The organism is Helicovermis profundi (assembly GCF_033097505.1).
GTDB classification, from domain to species: domain Bacteria; phylum Bacillota; class Clostridia; order Peptostreptococcales; family Acidaminobacteraceae; genus Helicovermis; species Helicovermis profundi.
The window spans coordinates 1,015,115-1,040,977 of the sequence record NZ_AP028654.1 but is presented as its reverse complement, the minus strand read 5'-3'; the positions used below and the strand labels follow the sequence as shown (position 1 = coordinate 1,040,977).

The following is a 25,863-nucleotide window of genomic DNA, read 5'->3' as shown; positions in this document are numbered from 1 at the left end:
ATCTCATTTTAAAGCTTGCTTTAAAGTTGGATTGTTTTTATCTTTTTATATAGGGACTTTGTCCCTATTAATGAGCAAGTAGTGCCTAGCACGCTTAGCACGAAGTGCACAGCAGCCATTAGCACAGCTTTATTAGTTAATTTTACTTTTTAATAAAAACAATTTTTATTTTTTTAATAGGGACTTTGTCCCTATTAATGAGCAAGTAGTGCCTAGCACGCTTAGCACGAAGTGCTTAGCAGCCATTAGCACAGCTTTATTAGTTATACTATTCTCCTCTAATTGCTTCAAGTGCGCTAAGTTTCATAGCCCTATTTGCTGGATAATATCCCGCAAGAACTCCAACAATTGTTGAAAAAAACACTGAAGAAACCGATAACCAAATAGGAATAACTGAAAGATTTGATTGACTACCCTCTGCTGCAAATCCCATTAAACTAATTCCAATTGAATTAAGAACAAAACTTACTAAATAGCTAATTAATACACCAAATAATCCTCCAAAAAATCCAATCATCCCCGCTTCAAATAAAAACAATCTTTTTATATCTCTTAGTTCTGCACCTATTACTTTCATTACACCAATCTCTTTTGTTCTTTCATAAATTGACATAACCATGGTATTAGTAATGCCTATAGCAGCAACAAAAAGTGAAACAGCTCCAATTCCACCTAAAGTTGCTCTAAGACCTGCAGTAGCTTTTTTCATATACTCAAGCCCATCTGCTAAGCTATATGCCTGATATCCCATTTTTTTAATTTTTTCTTGAATATCAGCAACTTTTTTTACGTCTAAAATTCTAACTTTAAATTGTGAATATTTATCAGCAGATTTTTTTTTATTTCTATCTGATGTATTTTTAGATTTTCGTTTTGCTTCCTGTTTTAATTTTTCAAGCTGATTAATATCAATATACGCACTCCAGTCTTTTTCATTATTTCCTTGTTTTAAAACACCCACACCTTTAACTCGAATTCCTTTTGGTTTTTTACCATCACTAGAATATGAAGGTTCTAATACTGCACTGAGTTTTGAAGAAAGTATATCTACTTCAATCTGATTTGAATATCTATTTCTGCTTCTTGGATTATAAAATTGTTTAGAAATTGAGCTTCCAAATAAAATTTCATATTTACCATTTTTATCAATTAGCCGCCCTTTTTCAACATTAAAATCAAATTTCTCTAATTTACTTGCATCAATACCAATTAAATTAACATCAGTTACATACTTTCCACTATATATCTGAATATAACTTTCGCTCATTGGCATAACAACATCTACACCATCAATTTTTTCGATTTCTTTCACCGCAGCATCATCTAACTTACCAACTTTACCGCCAGATGGATCTTTTTCATCTCCATAATAACCGCCAGAATTTGAACGAACATCAATAGTATTTAAACTTCCAAATGACTTTAATTGTTCTTCAAAGCTTTTATTCATACCTATTCCAAGAGATAACATTATAATTATCGATGCAGCACCAACTATCACACCCAGTACTGTAAGTATAGTTCTTGCTTTTCTACGAAATAAATTCTTTATACCCATAGATACCAAATCAATGCTATTCATCTTCTTCCTCCAGCATTAGTTGCATTTGCTTCTTTTTCTTTCTCTTTTTTAAAATTATTACTAAACTAATAATAAAAATTATTATTAGTACTATTGCAATTACAATTGATCTAATAGGTGATTTTTTATCTTGTGTATTACCCATGTCTATATTTTCATCAAAATTCATACCATTATCAATGTTATTTGTTTCTTCAGCTACATAATAATTAATATCTTTAGAAAACTCTCCTTTTTCTCCTGAAGCATCTTCATAAGTAAATAGTAATTTTGCTTTTACATCACCTGCTACTTGAGCTTGTAAAGTTGGTTCAAAATACTCTGTTCTACCTGCATCAAAATTTCCAAAATAATTGCTAGCAAGTACATTTGAATCCTTATCAACAATTTTTGCCATTAAATTATAGATTGTTGATTTACCCATATTAAAGAAATTTATTTCTAAATCAAGTGGACGTCCTATTGAAATTTCATTTGGAAAATTTATTTCTCCAACTTCAAGTTTTATAGGCTGAGATACTGGTATTGTTATTTTTTCATTTTCTTTATACGGTTCTTTTTGTGAATCATAAGCATTACCTTTGCTATCTTCATATTCCATTATAATATTTAGATTATATGTTTTAACTTCAGCATCATTTTTAGCCTTTAGTTTGATTAGCTTTTCTACAGTAGAGTTCCTATCAATTTTTTCTACAAAAACTGAGCTTGAACTATCAACTGGTGTGAATATGCCATCTGGTGACTCTATTTTAATTTTAATATTTTTTATCATTTCATCTGTACTAGTATTAAAAAGATCAAGTTTTAAATTAAAGGTATCTCCAGCCATTATCTTTGAACTTCCAAAATCAAAATTCTTTATAATAATTTTAGGTCTTCCCATTCCACTAGCACCCTGTACAAATATTCCCTGATACTCCTTATATTCGCTATAATCTGATTCACTAGCACCCTTTGTGTTATATTTAAATTTAATATAAAAATCGTAGTTACCTGTTTCAAGTGTATTTTTTGCTAAAAATTTAAAATCAATATTTATTTTTTTATCCTTTTCTAATGTTTTCAAGTAAATTTTAGGACTAGATGTTGGAATAATACCATCTGGATAAATAGCTTCTATTTCAACAGGATTAGCAACAATATCTGATAAGTTTTCTAAGTCAAAGTTTAAGCTAAATTCATCTCCTGCATTAATTTTCTTGGGAAACTTTTTATTACTTATTTTAAGATCAATATTCTTTGAGTCCAAACCATTTACATAAATATATACGCTTGAATTGCTCTCATATTTTTTACCAGTTTCATCAATATAGGAAAATTTTGCATTTAATTCGTAATTGCCAGATTTTGCATTACTAGCTGGTATAAATGCATAATATATTTTTTCAGTTGATTTGCCTTTTATGCTGGAAATATACCTTTTAGAAACATCATCCTTAAGTCTAATTCCATCTTTATCAAATCCTAAAAGCTCTACCATAATATCACTGGCATTTAATGTACCTGTATTCTCTATTTCAAAAATTATATAATTTTTTACTCCAGCAATAACATCAGTATATCTAATCTCTGATTTTTTAATACCTATTATTGGTAAAGTATTGGTGTTGATAACTTTAAAGGAATACGAATAATCGTCATTTTTAAACGAATCTCCAAATGCATTCTTATAACTTAATTTAACTTTTAATTGATGAAGCATTGCTAAACTATTTTTACTTAAATCTAAATCTATTACTATTTCTTTTGTTTTATTCTTTCCTAAGTATGCAATCTGACTTGTGAGTACTTCATTACCTTTTTTAAGAGGAGTATTTTCACCCTCATACATTAAAGATATGTTAATATCTTTAGCTGAATAAGTCCCTATATTTTCTAATGTAAATTTGATTTGATTTCTCTTATTAACATTAAAGCTTGGTACATTTTCCTCTACTACTTTTATTTCCGGTTCATATTTTGAAGTATCTGTAACCGAAGTTGATGAAGAAGTAGATAGTTTTTTTACATTTGGAATTACTATAGTTTCACTTACTGATTTATCTGAACTACCATCATTGTACACAATATCACACTCTATAACTGATCCATCTGTAATTTGTTTTAAATTAAAAACTACTTTATTTGAAGAAATTGACTTTTTATATACACCATTTGTTGGTTCAATTATTGAAGTTGATTTTAATTCTAAAAATTTATAAGTACTTCCTACTGGAAGATTAGATAAATTTATTGTTAAATTATATGTATCACTTATATAAATTTCACTATCATCTGCACTAACACTACTTATGTATTGCGAATCAGCAAATGCACTTCCACTTACAATTATTAACAACATTAATACGGTAAATAATATCATTTTTTTAAATTTACTATTCTTTATGAACATATTCTCTAATGTCCTCCTCTTTAATTTCAATTTTCTCAATATTTCCATCTTTGATGTATACAACTTTATCTGCATATTTTGCAACCTCTTTATCGTGTGTAACTATAATAAACGTTTGCTTTTTTTTTCTAACCATATTAAGCATAATTGTTATCACTTCTTCTGACGTTTTCGAATCCAAATTTCCAGTAGGTTCATCTGCAAATATAAGGGAAGGATTTCCAACAAAAGCTCTTGCAATTCCTACACGTTGCTGTTGACCACCACTCATTTGAGTAGGCTTATGCATAATATATTTTTTTAACCCAACTGCCTTTAAAATTCTTAAGGCCTCTTTTTCTCTTTTTTCTTTAGAAATTCTTCTAAAAGTAAGGGGAAGTGCAACATTTTCAAGAGCAGTATGAGTAGCTAAAAGATTATACGATTGAAAAATAAATCCAATCTTCTTTTGTCTAAACTTAGCAAGCTCTTTCTCTGACATTGTTGATATTTTCTCACCATCAATAAATATTGTCCCTTTTGTCGGTTTTTCTAGTCCTGCCATCATATTAAGTAATGTAGATTTTCCAGAGCCTGATGTTCCTAAAAAACAACACACTTCGCCTTTTTCAATATCTAAATCAAGATTATCAAGGGCAATCACTTTCTCTTTTCCAACGCTATATACTTTTCTAAGATTTTTAATTTTTACCATTAATTCACCTCATTTCATCTAATACACTGAACAATTATTTGCATCTATATTAATATACCAAAACAAATTTAATATTAAGTGACTTTTTAGTAACATTTTCGAAACAAATTAGCAATATATATTTTTATATACTAAAAATTCTATACAAAAATATAAAAGCACGCTATAAGTAGCGTGCTTTTAGTATTATAACGATAATTTAAAATACTTAACCATATAAATGAATTTCTTGGATTCAGAGGGAGTTTTTACTCCCACTGAATTTTAGAAAACATAATCCAGGGCCTTTTTAGAGTCCTTTATTCCCCACTTTTTTAAGTAGTGGGGGTATTAGAACTCTAAGGCATCGGATAAATTAATCTTTATATTTTATATTTACCTTTTCAAAATCATTAGCTATGTTCAGAAAACTCTTTACTATAATTGGATCAAATGATTCTCCTGATTCTGTTTCAATTATAGAAACTGCTTTTACATGAGTCATAGGTTCTTTATATATTCTTTTGCTTACCAAAGCATCATATACATCTACAACTGCTACAATCCTTCCTGCAAGAGGAATATTAGATTTTTTTAAACCATAGGGATATCCTTTTCCATTCCACTTTTCATGATGACTTATTGCTATGTCTTTTGCTAAATCCAAATAACTTTTACAAGTAAATTTATTTTTTGTACTTTCCATAATTTCATAACCAATTATTGTATGTGTTTTCATTATTTTGAACTCATCATCCGTTAATCTAGCCGGTTTAAGCAATATTGTATCTGAAATACCTATTTTCCCTATATCATGTAAAGGAGTTGATTTATTTAATTCTCTAATATAATCGTCCGTAAGTGTTTCAATATAGTATCCATTTTTCTTTAAATCTAAGGCTAATAATTTCGCATAAATTTGCGTTCTTTTAATGTGCAAACCTGTTTCGCTATCCCTATATTCAACTAAATCGCACATAGTCTCAACTAAAGTATTTTGAATACCAATAATTTCATCAATTTTGCTATTAACTTCATCTTGCAAATTATCTCTAAGTTTTTTTAATTCTAAGTGATTTTTAATTCTACTTTTTACAAGTTTACCATTGAAAGGCTTTCTAATATAATCAATAGCTCCCAAATCGATTCCTTTTATTTCAGTTTCCACATCGTTAATTGCTGTCATAAAAATAACAGCTATATCTTTTAATTTACTATCAAGTTTTAATTCTTTTAGAACTTCAAATCCATTTTTGTTTGGCATCATAATGTCAAGTAGTAAAATTTCGGGATTCACTTTTTTAGCAATACTTAATCCACTATCACCATCTAAAGCTACGCTAATATTATAATCATCACCCAATAGTTCAAGCAAGATATCAATATTTATCTTTGTGTCGTCAATAATTAATAATTTAGTTTTTTCCATAAAAATACAACTCCAATATTTTATTTAATATTTTTTTTGCACCAACAAAATTATATGAAGCTATGGCATTTTTTAGTTCTACAATTTCTTTTTGCTCTTCTAATATATTAGTTTCAGTTAAATTCACACAAAATTTAGCTTGCATCTTTGAAATTTGAATCATTGCTTCTTTAGGAGAAGATTCGTCGATATATTGATATAATTTAGCAACTAATTCATTAAATTCATCAATATCTTTTACTATAAATTTACTTGTTTTGACCTTGGTTTTTTTATTACTAGCTTGTGGACTAGCTTTAGATTTTTTTCTATTTACAAAACTATTTAAACTGTTAATTATTTTTTTTGAGTAAATTGGATTCACTATATAATTACATTTTTCTAAATCTAAAATATCATTTGAAAAACAAATAGAATTACTTTCATTCATAATTTTATCATCATAATCTCTTAAGTTAGTTAAAATAATTACTTCATCATATTTACCATCTTTAAAATCATCTAAATATTCAATGTGCAAACCTTTCAAACTAGACAAATATTTATGTAACAATCTCATTTGTGTAATTTGAAAATTGTTTATTAATATTTTTTTTCTAAAAAGTTTATTATCAATAATATTTTCTATTACTTTATCATTAATTTTTATTAAAGAAATATCAAAATAAAAATCACTTCCAACACCTAACGTACTTTTAACTTTAATATCTGAATCCATTAGATTACAGATTTTTTTAGAAATCATCAGTCCTAAACCTGTACCACCATATTTTCTTTGGATTGAGTAATTTTCTTGTGAAAATGATTTAAATAAAAATTCTTGATTATTAAGATCAATACCTATACCTGTATCAATCACAGAAAATCTTAAGTTTACCCTCTTTTTACTTTCTTTTAATTTTCTTATAATCAATTCTATTTTACCAGTTTTAGTAAATTTAATTGCATTAGAAATAAAATTTAGTAATATTTGTTTAATTTTTAATTCGTCCCCAATTAAATTAAAAGGAATACCCTCTTCTATATATATAATTGGCTCAATTTCTCCCATTATTTTTTTTGTGAAATATATATTTTCTATTTCGCTAACTAAATTATATAAATTAAATTTACTGTTATTAATAATCATTTTATTTGATTCTAATTTTGACATATCTAGTAAATCATTAATAATATTTGCTAAAAAATTTGATGAAACTTTTAATTTGTTTAAGTAGTTTAGTTGCTTAGTAGTTAAATCAGTATTTCGAAGTAATTCCGACATTCCTACAATCCCATTTAGTGGCGTTTTTATTTCGTGACTCATAACTCTTAAAAATTCTTCTCTGGATTTAGCAAGGCTTATAGCTTCAATTTTTTTATTTTCAAGTTCCTTCATTATCTTTAATTTGTAAATTGCATTTGATGTTGTAAAGGCAATATTATTTACTAAAACCATATCATTTTTACTAAATCCTATATCCGTATTTCTATCAATCGATATTTCTCCAAAAATATTATTATCATAAATAAGAGGTACAATCAAACAACTTTTTATTGTATGCTCTTTACTAGCATCAACAAATTTATTTAGTATTTTTATGTCATTTATCAAGACAGGTTTTTTAGTGTCATATACCTTTTTTTGAATACTTCCCTCATCTAAATAAAACTTTAGACCCAGTACATCGTCTTTATTTTTAAATCCCAAACAACGAACAACTTCAAAATGATCATTATAGAACATCTGTATAGTTGAACTACTGCAATCGACTATGTTTTTAAGCTCTTCTAAAACTACTTTGTTAATTGAATCAAGTGTCATTTTTTTACTTAGAGCTAAATTATAATTATTTAACTTTTCAATATTGTTTAACGATTCTTTTAGCTTATCATTTAAGCTTTTAGCTTCAGAAATATCAACTTTAAAAGACAAGTATCCAGTAATTATGTTTTTAGAATCCAAAATAGGATATATTGTAACCTCTTCCCAAAACAATTTTCCAGATTTATTTTTGTTACATATTTCACCTTTCCATATATTTTTTGATTTAATAGTATCCCAAAGTTCATTATAAAAGGCTTTATCATGCACTCCGGAATATATAGCACGTGGCGTATTTCCTATAACTTCAGAAAAATCAAATCCAGAAATTTTTACAAATGCTTTATTTATGTAAACTATTATTCCTTCAATATCCGTTATTACAACCGAAAAAGGACTTTGATCAAATGCCATTCTAAACATCCTATTATCAATATTCAAATTATTTTCTTTAGCTAATTTAGTAATATTCATAATTCCCCCTGTCTCTTCGTAATACTATTATACACTTATTTAGCTTGATATCAAAAAATTAAAAAAGAGAAAGAAGTCATACAAACACTTCTCTCTCTTTTTAGAGGAATAATATTAATTGCAAATATATCATATCCTCTTCGTGTGTATTATATGTGAACTTTTAGAATATTTCAATAATTTTTATTTATATAATCATAAACATCATTTAATCCATCTTTAGTCATCATACCTTGAACCACCCCAATTAGCTTTCCGTCTTTATCTAAAAAATAAGAAGTGGGATATGCACTTATACCATATTCTTTTGCAACATTACCACCTTTATCTAGAGCAACTTCAAAAGTATATCCACCATCTTCAATATACTTTTTAACAATATCCTTAGGCTCATCAACATTTATGGCTATTAAAGTAAAATCTTCATGATTTTTTTGAAATTCTTCCAAATCTGGCATCTCTGTTTTACAATATTTACACCATGTAGCCCAAAAATTTAAAATTACATATTCACCTTTATATTTAGATAAATCAATTATGCTTCCATCCAATCCTTCAAGAACAAAATTTGGAAGTGGTTTATCTTTTTCAATAGTAATCCCTTTTTCTACATAGAATTTTTCACTACTAGTGTCATTGTTTTGATTACTTTCTTTAGTAGAGTCTACTGAATTATCGCTATTTTTATTTACTTCAGTATTCTTACTCAAATCGTTTTTTACAGTATCTTCTTTTTGAGTTGAAGTACTACAAGCTACTAATGATAATATTAGTAATCCTAAAATAATTGCTACTACAAATTTTTTTTTCATAATTTCCTCCACTTATTTTTAATCTATTATACAAACAATCTACTTATTGAAATAATTTTATCAAAAAATACAAGCAAGCCAAAAACAATTAGAATTACACCTGCCGCTTTTGTGAAAATATGTGCATATTTTTCAGTTTTAGTTAACAAACTTGTTGCTTTTGAAAAAAACATAGCAGTAAGTACAAAAGGAACTGCCATTCCAAGTGAATAAACACCGAGCAATAGTACTCCTTTAATAAGGTTGCTAGATGAACCTGCATAAAACAATATTGAAGCAAGTACTGGTCCAAAACAAGGTGTCCATCCTGCTGCAAAAGCAACCCCCATAAGTAGTGAACCAAGTAGAGAAGTTACATTTTTAGGACTTTTTGCTTTTTTTGTTTTAGTTAAAATAGTTAAATTTAATATACCTATTAAATTTAATCCAAACAATACAATTACTAGACCACTTACTTTAGAAAAAACATCTCTATATCTTACAAACAACTTTCCAATTAAACTGGCTGATGCTCCCATTACTAAAAAAACAATAGTAAAACCTAATACAAAACTTAAAGTTCTTGTAATCATTATATTTCTTTTAGCTTTTGCTTCCGATTCAATTGAAACTCCTGCTATATACATTAAATAGGCCGGTATTAGTGGTAAAATACAAGGTGATAGAAAAGATAGAATTCCTGCCACAAATGCTACTCCATATGAAATTTCTCCAAACATAAGTCCTCCAATAGAAAACGATTATCATTATTAGTAATGTAATTATACATTATTTTTCTAGTAAATAAAAGTAAATAAAAAAATTAAGCTACATACATTAATATATGTATGTAGCTTATCAGTATTTAAAATAATTCGTTAAAAGCAAGTTTTAAATAATAATTTATTAAACTTTCCTCAAAAGTGCTTCCATCATGGACTTTTCCAAGCTTTTTAACAATAGCCCTTTTTTCACCTGGAACAATATATCCATGAATCTCAGCTTCAACTATATCTTCCTCAGGAATATACCTTCCTATTTTAATTTCAATTGAATTACCTTTTTTAGAAAATTTAATAAAATTTTTCTTAATAGAAAAATCAAGTACTACATTCTCTTCACTAAAATCAATTTCGATTTCACCGTTTGATGCTTCTACAATAGGTTCTATATCCTTCCAAAGATTTGCAAAATACGCTTTAATTGTTTCTTCAGCCTCAAAAATTTGATGTTTTTTAAATTTTTCTACTTCTTTCTTTTTAATATCCTCTGAATAATGATCACTTAAACTTTTAATTAATTCATCCTTATAATCATAGAAAAAATGTACTGTCATATTATCAACTCCTATATAAGATTATGCTATCTATTAATACTTATACCCAAAATAAATAATTATAACAAATGTTTTTTTAAAAAATTTTTTTGACCTTTTTTAACATTTCTGAAAATATTACAGTATTTGAAACAATTTAAGTCCTTTTCACAGGATTCACATGTACCATACAATGTTTTATTTTTTTATTTTTAGTTTCCAATTGATTATGTACACTTTCAGCTATACAATGTGCTTCTTTAAGAGAAAGTGACTCTTCAACTCCAATTTCAATATCAACGTATATTTTTGATGCATGCAACCTAGTTTTTAACAAATCAATACTAAGAACTCCATTTACTTCATTAACAATGAATTTAATTTCTTTTAATGTATCACTATCAACTGCTGTATCAATTAACTCTTTTACTGATTCAATATAAATATCTACTGATATTTTCATGATAAATGCACTAATACCAATAGTTACAATAGGCTCTAATATAAAATAGCCCATCATTGCTCCGCCAATACCTACCACAGCAGCTACGGAAGAAAATGCATCTGATCTATGATGCCATGCATCTGCTTTAAGAGCTGATGATTCAAGTATTAAACTACCTTTTAATGTGTATCTATACATCCATTCTTTAACAACAATTGAAACAACGGCTATGACTAATGTAACAACACTTGGTTCACTGTAATTTGCAGCTTGAATATTTTTAAAAGCATTGTATGCTAAAAAGACAGCAGTAACAAATAAAAAAATAGCTAAGAGTTTACTCATAACTGGTTCTAACTTTTCATGACCATATTGATGATCTTCATCATCACTTTTTCCTGCAATTTTAACACCAATAAAAGCTACTATGGTTGTTATAACATCAGAAGCTGAATGGATACCATCCGCTATTAATACACTACTTCTTCCAAATATACCTACTATTACTTTAAAAAAAGATAAAAGAATATTTAAAACAATGGTATTTCTGGTGATATTTACTAATAATTTATCATTACTCATATTTGACTCCTATACTAATGACAAATGGTAGTGCTATTTAAATAGAGCTACTATCTGTCCGAAATTTAATGTAATACTAATTATAAGCGAGATTATGCCACAAATTGAACCAATTAAAAAAAATTTATCAAGTTTTTGTCTTTTTTTCAATTGTTCAATTTCATATTCCCATGCATATTTATTATTTCCCTTCGCATAATTAGGTAAACTTTTACCTGAGCGTTTTAATATTTCCATTCTAGATTTTTCAAATTCCAAATCATTTGTTACATTCTTCATCTTACTCACCTTCTTGCTATAAAAATTTGATACAATTACACTTGTACATTACGTAATACTGCTTTAACCTTTAAATTATTCTATCATGACACGATAAAATAAGCACTACTCTATTTTTAAAATTATTTTCAATTAAACTTAGTGCTTTTTTATATCTATTATCATCCCAGTTTGCAAATGTCTCATCAAAGACAAGCGGTAATTTATATTTTTCGTTTTTTTCAATATTTTCAATTATAGAAAGTCTTAAACAAAAATACAATTGCTCTTTTGTGCCCTTTGAAAAACTGTTATTTATCGATTTTTCTCCATAATCCGTTGCTAAAAATACTACATTATTCTCTGCAGTATCCATAAAGATTTCACTATATTTATTTGAAGTAATAAACGCGAAGTATTCTTTTGCTCTTTTTATTATATTTGGTTGATTTATAATTTTATATTTCTCATCATACATCTCTAAAACTTTAATTGATAAGTATATTAAATCTCGTTCTTCTAATAATTCACTTTTTAAGTTTTTACTTAATTCTAAATCTTTGCTTACTATATCCATTTGTCTAAAAGTTTCAAAAGATTGCTCTCTCTCAGTAAGTTGAGCGTTAGTTTTTCCTAATTCATTTATCTTGTTTAACAATATAGCTTGTGTACTTTCTAAATCTATAACTTCTGTATCTATAGTCTCTAAATTTTGATTTAAAAACTCATTATTAAATTTACCATTATTCTCTTGTATTTTGCTTAAATATTTTTCTTTATACATATTTAATTTTAAATTTAATTTTCTAATATTTTCTAAGTTATTAATTAAAAAATTTATATTTATATTATGAGCACTTAAAAATAAATTTTTAAGTTCATTTTCTATTAACTCCTTTTTTTTATCTAGTTTTAGTATTTTATTAACTGTATCATCAATATTTTTTTGAACTGCTTTATTTGAATTATTTATTGATTTATTTAGTTCATTTATTTTCTTTATTTTGAATAATTTACTAGCCAATTCCTTAAGAGTATGTTCAAAATCATTACTAAATTCCAGATTAACTTTATAATTATCCTTCGAAAATACACAAAAAAGGTTTTCTTTAAAATCAAAAATAAATTTTTTATATTCATTTATTTTATTTTCTAATTCATTTTCTTCAATTTCCAACTCATCTAATTCTACAATATACTTTTCAAGTTTCTCTAAGTACATATAGTTTACTGGATAAAAATATTTTTTTTCAATAGGTAAATTCTTAATTTGTTCTAAACTATAGTTTTCTCCGTATTTTTTTCCCAAATATATGCTTTTTACAAAGTCAAAAATACCTATTGCGAGAAAAATATAAGCTAGTGTAAAAAAATTATCTGTTTTTATATACTTAAAAATACTGTAAGCAACCACGCTCATAACAATTAAAATTAAATCTATAGCTAAATTTTTAGTTACTTTAATTTTATTTTTGAATTTAATATCACTATCAATTTTAATCTTTGTTAAATTCAATTTTTTGATTTTACTTATAATCTCTTGATTAAGACAAGTATCAAAAAGTTCAATTTCTGTTTTTTTGATATTTTTTTTCAGTTTTATTATTTTTTCTTTTCCCTTTTCTATTATCTTCTCAAATAATTTAATATTTTCATATTTAGATGGAAATATCAAAATATCATTTTCATACTCTAAATACTTTAATTCATCCTCATTTAATGCTTTAATTTTGCTTAAATTTTTTATTAATTCAAGATTATACATTTTTTTACTTAAATTCAATTCATTAAGTGATTGATTAATAACAATTAAATTTTCTAATAAATCAATTGTTGTATCCAATTTATCTAAATTTAAAGAATATTGTATGTTTTCATTTTTTATTTCTCTATATTTATCAATTTGAATTTTAAGCTCATTTTTTTCTTTAAGTTTTTTTGTAAGTAATTTCAATTCATTTTCTATACCACTTATTTCCTTAAAAATACTTTTTTTATTATTTTTAATACTTAATAATTCCAATTCTAATTTTTCTGAATTTAACAGTTCATTTCTAAGCTTAGAAATTTTATTATCTATTTCTTTAATTTTATAGTTTCCTCGCTTTGAATCTCTAAGAATTTCATTTTTTTCTTTTTGAAGAATTGCAATTGCTTCACTCGGAGTATTAAAGTTTTCGACACCGTAATTTTCTATTAAGCTCTCCATAATTGAATTCCATGATTTAGAAGTTAATAAATTCATCTCATCTTGTGTGATTGCGTATATATATGAATAAGTTTCCTTTGATAAATAGTCATAATACGGAAAAACTTTATTTGAAAGTTTTGTAATTGACTCACCTTGTTTAAAATAACTTTTTAGAGAATTACTAATTTCTCTTTTAAGATTTATTTCAGATCCATCAACAATAAATTTTCCACCAATTTCTACAGACTTACCATTCCACGGAGAATATTTATTATTTTTCAATCTAGGACTATTGAAGCCAAATAAAAGATCTTTTATCGCATTAATAAGAGTTGTTTTTCCTTCTTCGTTGTTTCCTACAATAAAATTAAGTCCATTTTTAAATTTAAATTTCTTATCTTTATATTTACCGTATCTATTTAATTCAATTTCTTTTAACATGCAAACAGTCCTCAATATTAATATTTTATAATTGTATCTATAATTTTATTTTTAATAGTATTAACCTTTTTTTCAAATTCGACTGTATTGGTTTTTATATCATTATCAAAACAATACAGTTCTTCACTTTTTACTAAATTTTCAATGTCATCACTTTTAAAATTATTTAAAAAATAACCCAAAAAATTTTTTTCAATTTTATATTTTTCTAAATTATATTTATATGAAATTCCAATAATCATTTCTATATTTTTCAAGTTATATTTGTCCTTAAAGTAATTTTCCAAGAATAAAATATCTTCTTTTGAAATTAAATTTCTTTTTAATTTACATTCGCCATCAACAATCAATCTAATAATTTCATTCGATTTAATATCTAAATTAATAAAATATTCACTAACAAAATTTCTTAATGAATCAATTGAATTTATGCTTTCGTCTACTGTAATTTTTTCTTCTCGCCAAATAATTTCTGCAAATTCTATGGCATTTTCTTCAAAATTGTTCTCACCTATAGTAATAAAAGTTCCACCTTTACTTCCAATTTCTTTTATAGACAAACCTTGAAGAGAACCTGAATAAATTATTCTTTCGCTTAATTTATCTCTTTTATGCATATGTCCCAATGCCCAATAATCATAATTTTTTATTTCCAAATCCTTAAATGATGTTGGTAAATATTTTTCCTCTTTTCCTATGCCATTTGCACTATATACATTGCAATGAGCTATTCCTATAGTCACAATGTCATTATGTTTAACAGGAAAGTTTCTTATTAAATTTTCCTTTACAATTTCTTTACTATGCCCTATTCCAATAATCTCATAAGGCGTATTATCGATAGAATTTAAAGTTACTTTTTTTACTTTTTCACTATCGAATACGATAACGTTAGATGGTAAATTTTTTATAAAATAATCATCTTGGTATAAAACGCAATCATGATTGCCTAGTGCGTAAGCTATATTTATTTTGTGTTTTTCTAATCTTTCAAATTCGCTTAAAACAAACTGTTTAATTCTATAAGCTATATCTTTTGAGTCAAATAAATCTCCAGCAATAATTAATAAATCTATATTATTATTAATAGAAAAATCAACAGCTTTTTTAAAAGATTTTTCTATTCCTAAAATCAATAAATTTGATAATTCTTCATTTTTATTAAGAAAATTATTTCCAAAGTGAACGTCTGCAATATGTAGTATTTTTATCACTTTAACACCTCCAATGCGAAAGTATGTTCTGTTTTATTTTAACAAATATTTATAAGAAATGCTATTAAATATTGTATTCGCTCAACACAAAATATTACAATATTATTTTATTTGTTTTTATATTACTATTTTAAAGGATTTTTTGTTAAAATAAAGAAGTAATACTAAATGGATAATTTTATAAGTGGCAATTAATACGTTTTAGAACTATATGTTATAAAGAGGTGAAAAAATGAGCGAACAATATAAACAACTTTTTAATATTTTAGAAGTTTTTGAAAAAAATGATTATCAAAAGATATTAATGGGAACTAAAATAGATTCTGCTGATGACGTTGTAGTAATTAATATTTTTAATAAAAACGATATTTTTAATACTGAATTTTTTAACAATTTAAAAAGTTCCTTAACTAACTTAATACATATCGAAGAAAATGAAAATGAAATAATTTCTGTAACTGAATATAAAGAAGGAACTTCTTTCAGCAATTACTTAAAAGAAAATACTTTATCTGCAGAAAAAGCTAATTTACTTGCAAATGAATATATTAATAAAATTAATAATTATGATTCTTTTAATAATTACTTTAAAAACATATTTATTGATGAAAATCAAATTATTGTAAAAGATGATCATTTATTTTTTAATGAATTAATTATTATTGATGATGCAATAAAATCTATAACTCCATTTAACAAAGTTACTTCAAAAATTACATCAGTCCTTAATAAAATTAATAAACTCACTAGTAATTCCTCTCCTAGAATTACAGACTTTGTTGACGAGCTAAAAAATGATTCTACAAAATTTCTTTCATTTAACTCAATGAGAAGTGCGTTTGAAGAAAATGTCATTTCAAAAGATGCACCTATTAATAATGATAATTCAGAAATTTTAAGTAATCTTGGAAACGCTAGCCTCGGTGCTTTGGCTGCAAAATCATTACTTGATAAAGAAAATACTTATGAAGTTAATGCTGAGGATTTAAGTGAAACTTCTAGTCCAAATACACCTGAAATTAACGATAATTTAGAAGAAATTAAAAATGATCCTACTCAAAATTCTTCAGATGAAAAATTGCTCACAAATTCGAATACTGAAGATGACTTTGATTTAGATAAGTCAAAGAACGAAAATAAATTAGATAATTCAACTAAAGAAGACTATGCTAATGATAATATAATTAATAATGATAGTAACGAAATTGAACTTGATGGACTAAACATTTCTAATATTAATGAAGATTCTACTGAAGAAAGACCAGAAAAGAAAAAAACGTCAGGAATAATTCTTTTCGCATTACTCGGATTACTGTTAGCAGTAGCAATAGTATTTATTTTACCTTTATTTAAAAAGGATCAACCACCAGTTGCTTCATATGAAAGAACAAGCTATGAAGATTCAATTAAATTTACTAATACTAGTAAAGTGTTTGGTAAAAATAATAAGATTGTAAAAGCTGTTTGGACAGTTACAAAAGGAAAAGATGTTCTTTATACTTCAGATAAACTTGATGAATTGATTCTTAATTTTAAAAGTGATGGCGATTATACAGTTTCTTTAAAAGTAAAAGATGCAAACGATTTATGGAGTGAAGCTTATGAAGAAAATATTGCTTACAAAGCAACTGATATGAATCCAATAAATGGAGATGGAACAGATATTTCTGCCGAAGTAAAAGAAAAACTTGATAAATATTCAATCACATATGATAGTAGTGGCAACGTAATTGACGATTATGAAATATTTAGAAGCGGTAATCATTCAATTAAACTTGATTTAACAAAAAATAAAGGTAAATCAACAATTTCTTTAGACAATATTTCAATTGATAAAAACTATATAATATCTTTATGGGTAATGTCTGATAATACAAATGAAATTGGAATTGACTTTAAAGGTTATAGCGATGGAGTAAGCAAATTCTCTAAATCTATATCATTTACACCAAAAGCCGAAAACGTTTGGGAAATGGTTCAAGTAAAAGTTAATACATCAAAAATTAACAAGCTAACGATTACATTTGACTCTTTAGGCTCAACAGTTTGGGTTGACGATATAGAAATGGAAACTTACAAGTAAACCTTTAACAAATTAAAAAAGTCGTAAACTTTTAATAATAAAATTTTACGACTTTTTCTTTTATAAATTTAATATTTTTTTAGTATATATTAAATTTTTTTCCTCTTGCAAATCCAATTAAAACTACTCCTAATTCTTTCGATAATTTGATGGCTAACGATGTGGGTGCTGATCTAGATATTACCTGACTTTGGAACATAAATTTGCAACTAATAATGAGTTATTGTTGATATTTCAATATTTCTCATTATTTTTTGTATTTCTTTCCTCACAACTTGCCGTGAGGAAAGAAATGATGTATAATATATATAAAGGAGAATATGTATGTATGTTAGTAAATCTAAATCAAGAAATGGAAAATATTATATTTCTATTGCTAAAGGGATTAGAGATCCTGAAACTAAAAAATCAAAAAAAATAATGATTAAAAGCTATGGTTCACATGACTTAAATTCAAAAGAAGGAAAAAAAGCTTTAGCTAAAGCAGAGGTTGATTTAAAAGAAATGATTAGGTTCGAAAAAGAAGCTAAAGGATTTAAATCATTTAAAGATTTTATAGCTAATCAAAAGCTTTCTCTTAATAATAAAAATATTGGCTATTTACCATATCTATCAATCTTTAATGAGTTGAAGTTACCTAGATTTTTTAACAAATTAACTAAAGACTCTAAACTAGAGTATAACTTTAGTGATATGATGTTTTATCAAATATTAGGACGATTATTTAATCCTGCTAGTAAACATGAAGTAGCTAAAAGAAAAGATGATTTTCTTTATGATTTCAGTTTCATAAATAATGACAATATTTACTCAAGTCTAGATGTTTTTTCTGGATTTAATAAACATAAATCAAAAGAATTATCTGAAAAATGTACAGTTATTAATGATATGAATGCTCTTATATCAACTGTAGATGATGAAGTTAAAAAGATACTAGAATCAAATATCAACAATACTTTACAAGAGATTGATGTACTTACAGAATCGTATGATGAGAATTTTAAATTGACTGAAAACAAATTATTTAAGCATCTTAATAAAACTATAGATAAAATTATACCAGAAAGAAATATGTCATTTGCTCTTTATGACTGCACAACTTATTACTTTGAGTCATTTATTGAAGATGAACTTAGAGAACGTGGAATGAGTAAAGACAATAAAAGAAATGAAACACAAGTAGTAATGGGATTATTAATTGATTCTGATGGGATTCCAATCTCATATAAGCTATTTAGAGGAAATGAACATGAACTTCATACAATGGAAAAGGTTATTGATGATGTCCTCCATAATTATAAAATAAAGGATATTGTCATTGTTGCAGATAGAGGCTTAAACTCAAAAAAAAATCTAAAGATGATTAGAGACAAAGGTTTAAATTATATTGTTGGTTCAAAGTCTAGTTCAGTTCCTGATAAAATTAAAAAGACAAAGTTTGATCAAACTTGGAATATTACATCTGGGAAAGATTCTAAATATAGAAGTGGTTATATCACAGCTATTCGAACAGCTTCACATGAAGGTGAAAATTATAAAGAGTTGGTAATCAAGAAATATTCTGATTTATACAAAGAACGTGAAATGATTAAGCAAAAAAAGACAATTGAAAAGGCTCAGAAAAATTTAAAAGACTTCACAAAAAATGCAACTGCCAAATCAAAGAGTAGATATTACAAAGCTACTGAAAATCCTAAAGAAAAAATACTAGTAGAAATAGATGAAGGAAAAATATCAGCAGAACGAGAAAATTTTGGATATTTTTATATAGTTACAAACAAGTTAGCTATGGATCCAGTATCGATTATGAAAGCATACAGGTCACTTTATAAAATTGAGGAATCGTTTAGGATATTAAAAACGAACATAGAAGCAAGACCTGTATATCACTTTAAATCAAGACGTATTAGATCACATTTCCTTGTTTGTTATGTAGCCCTAGTCCTTCAAAGATTATTGGAGTACAAATTAAAGAAGGTTGAAATTAAATTATCAACACATGAAATAATAAATGGATTATCAAATTTTAAATTAGCTGAAATAGATTATGGAATAGACAAATTGTATATGATATCAGATAAGTTATTAAAAAGTGATATAAATAAGAATATATTTAAATTTAAAGATAGTATTACATTTAAGGATACAATTTCAAAAATAATTAATAAAATGTAGTGAGTTTTGCACAAAACTTAAAAATGCTATAAACCTTGATTTTCAAGTGATTATAGCATTTTTTTAGTTAAATGATGTTCCAAAGTCAGGAAGTAAACCTTTAACAAATTAAAAAAGTCGTAAACTTTTAATAATAAAATTTTACGACTTTTTCTTTTATAAATTTAATATTTTTTTAGTATATATTAAATTTTTTTCCTCTTGCAAATCCAATTAAAACTACTCCTAATTCTTTCGATAATTTGATGGCTAACGATGTGGGTGCTGATCTAGATATTATTACTGCTATCCCAATTTTTGCGCATTTGATCAACATTTCAGAAGATATTCTGCCACTAGAAAGCAAAATTTTATTTGACACATCATATTTTTCTATTAATATTTTCCCAATAATTTTATCAAGCGCATTATGCCTTCCTATGTCTTCAAATGAATAAATTAATTGATTTTCTTCCCAAAGACTACATGAATGTACTCCTCCTGTTTCTTTAAAAACTGGAGAAATATCATTGATCTTCGAAGCAATAAAAAAAATAGTTTTTTCATTTGGCACAGATTTTTCTTCGGCATTGACCATTTCTTTTTTTCTAAGTAGATCACTAAAATTATATACACCGCTTCCTTTTCCACAGCCTGTTGTAATCACTCTTTTACCACTATATTCTTTATGAGTATGAAGATCATTTATGATATAAATATAAGCAAGGCCTCTTGATTTATCAACAGATATTGAAGTTATATCTTCATATGTTTCTATTAATCCTTCACTAAATAAAAATCCAACTATAAGTTCTTTAATATTATTTGGTGAACAAAGAAGTGTAATAAATTCCTTAGCGTTTATAAACATTGTAAAAGGCTCTTCTATTACAACAATATCCTCTTTTAAAATTTCTTTTCCAAGTTCATTTCTTTTAATTTCTACTCGCTTAGTAAAACTCATATATTCACTTCCATTTATATTTTTAAGTAATATTCGCTTAATTCATGATGAGTATTCAAATTGTCAAACATACTCCAATCACTACTGAATTCTCTAACAGCTTCTTCTTCAAGATATATGATTTTATTTTTTTTTAACAAAGAAAAAACACTTCTCTTTCCGTTTTTCAAATGAATTTCAATTGATTCAATTAAATTTTTTGTATAAAAACTATTAAAAGGTTCGATCCAATCATTAAGCTTTGCAACAATACCATTTTTACTCTTATCTTCAAAAATAATTTCATAGATGTATTTAATGTACTCAGTGTTAATATTTGGCATATCACATGCAATAAAATAATTATAATAATTCGATGAATTAACTAGTGCGGAATGAATACCACCTAATGGTCCTTGATCTTTAATCATATCTTTATATACGTTTAAATGGTAATTCTTATATAACTCTGGTTTATTGCTTATAATTATAACCTCATTAAAAATCTCACCTAATATATCGGCTTGAATATGAACAAGATTCTTTTCATTAATCTTAATCTCTTGTTTATCAAAACCCATCCTGAGGCTCTTTCCTCCAGCCATAATTACTGCAGTTGCTTCTATTTTCATAAGTACTCCTATAAACTGAATATAATTAAATATACCTTTTTTCGTGATTTAAAAGCCACTGTTTTTTATCTAGACCACCAGCATATCCAATAAGTTTTTTATTTGCTCCTATCACTCTATGGCATGGAATCATAATGCCAATTGGATTTTTATTATTTGCTCCACCAACTGCCCTCATTGCTTTACTATTTCCTATTTCTATTGCAATGTCTTTATATGAACATGTTTTTCCAAACTCTATATTCATTAAAGCATTCCAAACTTTTAATTGAAAAGAAGTTCCTTTTAGTTCATAATTTAAATCAAATAATTTTCTCTCACCATTAAAATACTCATCTAATTGAGTTACTGCTTTTAAAAGTATTTCCGGCATCTCATTTTCAGACAGATCACTAGGATTTCCTACATCTACAAAACCTACTGATGTAATAGCTTCTTTATTAGTAACGATTTTAACTATTCCTATTGGTGAATTATAATAAGCTATATAACAATTATTCATTATCCCTCCAAAACAATGCACTAATACATTATAAAAATTAATATATTAGTGCACCCATAAGTATTATTAAAAATTACTATATCAATAAATTTATTTTATAATTAAATATTAAATTTATCAATAATTGATTTTAAACTTGAAGAAATTATACTAGTTTTTTCTGAATTCTCAAATATTTGATTCATTAATTCACTTTGTGATTCCATTGTAGCAGATATTTCTTCTGCCGAAGCTGCATTTTCTTCAGTTATCGCTGAGATTCCTTCAATTGCTTCAATAGTAACATTTTTATTACTATCAACATTTTCAATATTTGTAGAAAGAATTTTTAATTCTGAAAAATTCTTTTTCATTGCTATTTCAATTGCGTCAAAAGCTTTTTTAACCTCTTCCATTACTTTATCTGAAACATTAACTGCAGTTTTGGATATATCCATATTTTCTCTAGTTTCTTTAATTTCACTTAATATACTATCAATAATACCCTCAATTTCAACTGTTGAAGTTGTTGTTTCTTCAGCAAGTTTTCTTATTTCCTCAGCAACAACTGCAAAACCTTTACCTGCTTCTCCTGCCCTCGCAGCTTCAATTGCAGCATTAAGTGCAAGTAAATTTGTTTGCTGAGCAATTGATTGAATTTGATTTGTTATATCTGTTATTTTAGTAGAAAGCTCACCCAAAACTTCAACATTAGTATTTAATTTCTCCGTTGATTCTTTAGTAACTTCAAATTTTTCAGCTAAATCTTCAACTAATTTTACTCCGTTACTATTCTTTTCATCAACTTCTGAAGAAATTTCATTTATTACGTTTGAATTGTTTACTGATTCTTCAATCTGCTTGGATAAATCTTGCATTTTCGAAGCTGCAATTTGAGCATCCTCTGCTTGTTCTTGTGCTCCTTTTGCAAATTCATCAATTGCCATTGTAACGCCAGAAGTGCTTTCTTTACCATCTTTTGATATATCATTTAATAGTAATGCAGATTCATTTAGCGTATCTGAATCATTTTTAAGTGACACAACGATACTTCTAAGTACTGATCTTAATCTTCCAAGCGATTGTGCTATTTCTCCATTTTCACCTGTAAAAGTTAATAAATCATCATACGAAGGGTCATCGTAAATATTCAATTCAGAAGTCTTTTTAATCATTTCAATAACTCTATAAAGTGGTTTCACAATTGATCTACTTATTTTGAACGATAATAGAAATGCAAAAATAGTTGCAATTAATGTGAAACCAGCCATAATCATTATTTTATTATAAAATTCTTTAAGTGATAATGTTTTTTCTTCTTTTATATATTTATCTATATCATCTATATAATTACCTGTTCCAATCATCCAATTAAAAGGTTTATAAAGCATAATATATGCTCTTTTAGGAAGTGGCTCATCGCTACCAGCTTTAGGAAAATAGTAATTATAATAGCCACTACCATCTTTTTTTACTATCTCAATAAAGCTTTTAATTATTTTGTTTCCTTTTTTATCAGTCAAATCAATTCTATTTGTACCCTCAACATCTTTACGACCTAAAAAAACTACATTTTTTCCCTCAATTGTATCTGTCCAAAAATATCCACTTTCACCATATGTTGCTTTTCTTATAACATTAGCTGAGATATCTTTTGCTTGATCTATTGTGATTTTTCCATTAGTGTACATTTCATTAACACCATCTAAAGAATTAACTAGCTCTTCAACTTGAGCTTTTATCATCTTATCATAATTACTTCTAAGTAACGTTTCGTCTTGATTTATTCTATTTACATTTAAATTATACATTGAATAAATACTAATACTACCAATTAATAATACAGCAATAAGTCCATTTAAAAGTACTGCAAATAAAATTTTTGAGCTAATTTTTTTCATATAACTCCCCCCTAAACACTATTTTCAAAATATTTACTTATCATTTTATTAGTTACCCCAAAATAATAATAAATATCAAAAAAAAATATCTATACTAACTATAGATATTTTTAAAATTACAATCTCATAATAACAAGCCCAATTATAGAAATAATAATTCCCACAATGCTTTTTGTAGATATATGTTCACCAAACATGAAAATTCCAACTGGAATTAAAATTAGTGCAACTGTAATACTATTTATCATACTCAGTTTACCAATATTCCATCCACTTCTGTAAGCTATTAAAAATCCCATTTCCAAACCGACGATTACAAACCCTAAAAAATAACTAGCCGGTTTTATAGCTTTAACATCTAAAAGAAAACTAGTATTTTTGGATGTTAAATACAGAAAAAATGAAACAGTTATTGCAACTAAATATGTTATAAAGAGTGAGAGAAAAGGATTAGAACCCTCAGATATTGATTTTTGAGTAATATGATAAAATGCACCGGAAATTATCACTATAATAAACGAAATGTAATACATACATACCTCACTTTATAAATGAATATTTAAGAAAAATAAAATTTAATATTATTTCTCAGCCTTAGTATACTATAATTAAGTATAAAATAAAAAGGAGATAGATGATTTTTCATCTAAAAAGATATATGGATATTGATGTTTTGGGAGCCATATTCGTAGATACTTATATCTATGATACAAGTAAAGGAAAAGAAATTATTGAAACAATAGGTGGATCGGGTCTTACTATTGCCCTCGGTTTACATCTATTAGGTCATAATGTTAATTTTTTTGGCAATATAGGTAATGACGAAAAAGGAAAATATATTTTAGAAGAATTAAAAACTTATGATTTTGATACTAAAAATATTTCAATTATTAATGGTTACACTGGATCTTTCATCGCTAAAAATGATAAAATGTTTTCTGTTAAGAGAGGTGTAAATGACTTTTCACTAAAAATTAATTCAAGTAATTTAAGAAACGAATCTTTAGTATTAACTAGCGAAATTCATGTTGAATCAATAAATACTGCACTAAATTTAAATTATAAAAATATTTTTTTTGATGTAGGACCTAGAGCCTTTCTTTTAAAAAATATAAATTTTCCTGATAATATAATTAAAATTGGAAATATCAATGAACATACATTAACTAAATGCAATATAATTAAATTAGGAGAAAAAGGTGCTAAATGGGATGATCTATTCATTAATGGAAATACAACTAAACTTAATTATACTATAGGTGCTGGCGACTTATTTGACACCATTTTAATTGACAACTATTTAAATGGGGTTAATAAAATCGAATCTTTAAGAAAGGCTACCAATTATGCTGAGAAAAGTTGTTCTTTAAAAGGCGGGTTTAAAATAATTAATTTTATTTAATCTGTAAATTATTAAATATTGCTAAACTATAAAAAGGAGGATGCAGTAATATATTATTTACTGCAATAAAATTATGAATAACTCAAAAGAAGAAAATGATTTATTAAAGTTAGATAAACAATTATGTTTTAGATTATATTCTTCATCAAGAAAAATGACTAGACTTTATAAACCACTATTAAAGGCATTGAATTTAACCTATCCTCAATATTTGGTTATGCTAGTTTTATGGGATGAAGAAACAATAAACTTTAAATTACTTGGAGAAAAACTGGAACTTAAAACAGGCACTCTAACTCCACTCTTAGATCGATTAGAAAAATTAGGTTATCTACTTAAGGAAAAAGATAAAAATGATGATAGAAAAACTATTGTAATAATAACCAAAAATGGCAAACTTTTGAAAAACAACGCTGTAACTGTTCCAACTACTTTAGGTAACCAGCTTAAATTAACAACTGAAGAATATAAAAAATATATAGCTATTTTAGATGAAATTGCAATGAAATTAGAAGTAGCAGAAAAAAAATACAAGTAATAAGTGATTCATTGATTTATACTACTAAATATAAATCAATGGATTTTTTTATATTAGTTATTGACATTTAAACTAAACGGAGCTATACTAATCTTGTAAGATTAATCGTACAAGATTAAATAAAAAAATTCGGAG

General features: G+C 26.0%; 22 protein-coding genes. 4 read left to right on the top strand and 18 right to left on the bottom strand.

Annotated elements, in window-relative coordinates; genetic code table 11:
- Window positions 1–268 precede the first annotated feature (268 nt).
- The 12 genes from AACH12_RS04500 to AACH12_RS04445 form a co-directional block, all read right to left on the bottom strand.
- A complete protein-coding gene (locus tag AACH12_RS04500; protein WP_338536882.1) occupies window positions 269–1,582 on the bottom strand; it encodes an ABC transporter permease in 1,314 nt (437 codons plus the stop codon).
- A complete protein-coding gene (locus tag AACH12_RS04495) occupies window positions 1,575–3,977 on the bottom strand; it encodes a COG1361 S-layer family protein (RefSeq protein ID WP_338536881.1) in 2,403 nt (800 codons plus the stop codon). The genes AACH12_RS04500 and AACH12_RS04495 overlap by 8 nt, the downstream gene beginning before the upstream one ends.
- Entirely contained in the window at window positions 3,961–4,671 is a 711-nt protein-coding gene (locus AACH12_RS04490; protein WP_338536880.1) for an ABC transporter ATP-binding protein, read from the bottom strand. The genes AACH12_RS04495 and AACH12_RS04490 overlap by 17 nt, the downstream gene beginning before the upstream one ends.
- Before the next feature lie 355 nt (window positions 4,672–5,026).
- Window positions 5,027–6,079, bottom strand: coding sequence for an HD-GYP domain-containing protein (locus AACH12_RS04485; protein WP_338536879.1), 1,053 nt, complete (start codon window positions 6,077–6,079; stop codon window positions 5,027–5,029).
- Window positions 6,066–8,357 (bottom strand): ATP-binding protein, encoded by a 2,292-nt coding sequence (locus AACH12_RS04480; protein ID WP_338536878.1) that lies wholly within the window; start codon window positions 8,355–8,357, stop codon window positions 6,066–6,068. Before AACH12_RS04480 ends, AACH12_RS04485 begins: the two co-directional genes overlap by 14 nt.
- 173 nt (window positions 8,358–8,530) lie before the next feature.
- Window positions 8,531–9,169, bottom strand: a complete 639-nt coding sequence (locus AACH12_RS04475; protein WP_338536877.1) for a TlpA family protein disulfide reductase — start codon at window positions 9,167–9,169, stop codon at window positions 8,531–8,533.
- 26 nt (window positions 9,170–9,195) lie between these two features.
- The gene (locus tag AACH12_RS04470) at window positions 9,196–9,888 is read right to left on the bottom strand and encodes a cytochrome c biogenesis CcdA family protein (RefSeq protein WP_338536876.1); all 693 of its coding nucleotides are present in this window, start codon (window positions 9,886–9,888) and stop codon (window positions 9,196–9,198) included.
- Window positions 9,889–10,013: 125 nt separating this feature from the next.
- Entirely contained in the window at window positions 10,014–10,484 is a 471-nt protein-coding gene (locus AACH12_RS04465; protein WP_338536875.1) for a hypothetical protein, read from the bottom strand.
- 136 nt (window positions 10,485–10,620) lie between these two features.
- A complete protein-coding gene (locus AACH12_RS04460; protein WP_338536874.1) occupies window positions 10,621–11,490 on the bottom strand; it encodes a cation diffusion facilitator family transporter in 870 nt (289 codons plus the stop codon).
- Window positions 11,491–11,523: 33 nt separating this feature from the next.
- Window positions 11,524–11,769, bottom strand: coding sequence for a hypothetical protein (locus AACH12_RS04455; protein WP_338536873.1), 246 nt, complete (start codon window positions 11,767–11,769; stop codon window positions 11,524–11,526).
- A gap of 70 nt (window positions 11,770–11,839) precedes the next feature.
- Window positions 11,840–14,380 carry an AAA family ATPase gene (locus AACH12_RS04450; RefSeq protein WP_338536872.1) on the bottom strand — a complete coding sequence of 847 codons (2,541 nt, stop codon included), beginning with the start codon at window positions 14,378–14,380 and terminating at the stop codon, window positions 11,840–11,842.
- A 17-nt stretch (window positions 14,381–14,397) separates the two neighbouring features.
- Window positions 14,398–15,594: a metallophosphoesterase family protein gene (locus AACH12_RS04445; protein ID WP_338536871.1), complete on the bottom strand. Its 1,197-nt coding sequence runs from the start codon at window positions 15,592–15,594 to the stop codon at window positions 14,398–14,400.
- 232 nt (window positions 15,595–15,826) lie between these two features.
- Here AACH12_RS04445 and AACH12_RS04440 point away from each other — a divergent pair, with 232 nt between their 5' ends.
- On the top strand, window positions 15,827–17,677 hold the full coding sequence (locus tag AACH12_RS04440; protein WP_338536870.1) for a hypothetical protein: 1,851 nt from the start codon (window positions 15,827–15,829) through the stop codon (window positions 17,675–17,677).
- 79 nt (window positions 17,678–17,756) lie between these two features.
- Here AACH12_RS04440 and AACH12_RS04435 read toward each other — a convergent pair whose 3' ends face one another.
- A complete protein-coding gene (locus tag AACH12_RS04435) occupies window positions 17,757–17,876 on the bottom strand; it encodes a formate dehydrogenase accessory sulfurtransferase FdhD (protein WP_338536869.1) in 120 nt (39 codons plus the stop codon).
- Window positions 17,877–18,001: 125 nt separating this feature from the next.
- Here AACH12_RS04435 and AACH12_RS04430 point away from each other — a divergent pair, with 125 nt between their 5' ends.
- On the top strand, window positions 18,002–19,852 hold the full coding sequence (locus tag AACH12_RS04430; RefSeq protein ID WP_338536868.1) for an IS1634 family transposase: 1,851 nt from the start codon (window positions 18,002–18,004) through the stop codon (window positions 19,850–19,852).
- A 175-nt stretch (window positions 19,853–20,027) separates the two neighbouring features.
- Here AACH12_RS04430 and fdhD read toward each other — a convergent pair whose 3' ends face one another.
- From fdhD to AACH12_RS04405, 5 genes are all read right to left on the bottom strand, one after another.
- Window positions 20,028–20,795, bottom strand: coding sequence for a formate dehydrogenase accessory sulfurtransferase FdhD (gene fdhD, locus AACH12_RS04425; RefSeq protein WP_338536867.1), 768 nt, complete (start codon window positions 20,793–20,795; stop codon window positions 20,028–20,030).
- Window positions 20,796–20,809: 14 nt separating this feature from the next.
- On the bottom strand, window positions 20,810–21,406 hold the full coding sequence (locus AACH12_RS04420) for a molybdenum cofactor guanylyltransferase (RefSeq protein ID WP_338536866.1): 597 nt from the start codon (window positions 21,404–21,406) through the stop codon (window positions 20,810–20,812).
- Window positions 21,407–21,431: 25 nt separating this feature from the next.
- Entirely contained in the window at window positions 21,432–21,908 is a 477-nt protein-coding gene (locus tag AACH12_RS04415) for a methylated-DNA--[protein]-cysteine S-methyltransferase (protein ID WP_338536865.1), read from the bottom strand.
- 101 nt (window positions 21,909–22,009) lie between these two features.
- Complete coding sequence (locus AACH12_RS04410; protein WP_338536864.1) at window positions 22,010–23,788, bottom strand: methyl-accepting chemotaxis protein; 1,779 nt, start codon at window positions 23,786–23,788, stop codon at window positions 22,010–22,012.
- 116 nt (window positions 23,789–23,904) lie between these two features.
- Window positions 23,905–24,321: an EamA family transporter gene (locus AACH12_RS04405; protein WP_338536863.1), complete on the bottom strand. Its 417-nt coding sequence runs from the start codon at window positions 24,319–24,321 to the stop codon at window positions 23,905–23,907.
- 101 nt (window positions 24,322–24,422) lie between these two features.
- Here AACH12_RS04405 and AACH12_RS04400 point away from each other — a divergent pair, with 101 nt between their 5' ends.
- Together AACH12_RS04400 and AACH12_RS04395 are read left to right on the top strand one after the other, a co-directional pair.
- Window positions 24,423–25,190, top strand: a complete 768-nt coding sequence (locus AACH12_RS04400) for a PfkB family carbohydrate kinase (RefSeq protein ID WP_338536862.1) — start codon at window positions 24,423–24,425, stop codon at window positions 25,188–25,190.
- Window positions 25,191–25,263: 73 nt separating this feature from the next.
- A complete protein-coding gene (locus tag AACH12_RS04395) occupies window positions 25,264–25,728 on the top strand; it encodes a MarR family winged helix-turn-helix transcriptional regulator (protein ID WP_338536861.1) in 465 nt (154 codons plus the stop codon).
- The last annotated feature ends 135 nt before the right edge of the window (window positions 25,729–25,863 follow it).